Below are 878 nucleotides of genomic sequence, written 5' to 3'. Positions count from 1 at the left end.
GTCTGCAGGCCGCCCAGCGTCTTGCGGGTGAGGATGTTGAGGCGGACCGCAATCAGCGGGCCGTTTTCCGGATCGAGCATCTTGTGCGGCTTCGCCGTGCGGATCAGCCTGTCGCCGAGATAGGCGCGGGCGCCGCGCAGCGCGGTGATCTGCGCATCCTTGGAGAACGGGTTGTCGAGCTGCATATCGCGGGCGCGGATCTCGCGCTCGACCTGCGCGGCCTCCAGCAGCGGCTCGCCGCCGGCCAGCGCGTTCATGCGCTTGACCAGCTTCGAAAGGTCCGTCTCGACGATGAAATCCTCGCCCTTTTCCATGAAGGCCTTCACCGGGCCGGGAATGCCCGACGTCGCGCGACCCAGCACCTGCCGCCAGCTTTTTCCCGTGAGGTCCGGGTTCTGCTCGGAGCCCGACAGCGCGAACTCCTTCTGGATGATCTTCTTGGTCAGGATGAACCAGGAATAATCGAAGCCGGTGCTCATGATGTGGCTGAGCGTGGCTAGAGTGTCGAAGCCCGGATAGAGCGGCACCGGCAGCCGTTTTCCGCGTGCATCGAGCCAGAGCGACGACGGGCCGGGCAGGATGCGGATCGCGTGCTCGGTCCAGATCGGCGCCCAGTTCTTGATCCCCTCGACATAGTGCCACATGCGGTCGCGGTTGATGACCCGCCCGCCGGCCGCTTCGCTGATTGCCAGCATGCGGCCGTCGACGTGGTCGGGTACGCCGGTGATCATCCGCTTTGGCGGCGCGCCCAGACGCTGCGGCCAGTTCTTGCGCACCAGCTCGTGATTGCCGCCGATGCCGCCTGAAGCGACGATCACCGCTTGCGCGTGAAGCTCGAAATCGCCCACGACATCGCGCGAGCTCTTGCGGCCGCGCTC

General features: G+C 66.1%; 1 protein-coding gene. It reads right to left on the bottom strand.

Annotated elements, in window-relative coordinates:
- Positions 1 to 878 (bottom strand): FAD-binding dehydrogenase (locus EOA38_RS37805; protein WP_127301606.1); only part of this gene is annotated, 878 nt, incomplete at both ends.

The sequence above is a fragment of the Mesorhizobium sp. M1E.F.Ca.ET.041.01.1.1 genome (assembly GCF_003997355.1).
Lineage (GTDB): Bacteria > Pseudomonadota > Alphaproteobacteria > Rhizobiales > Rhizobiaceae > Mesorhizobium.
This window is presented reverse-complemented; position numbering and strand designations above follow the sequence as displayed.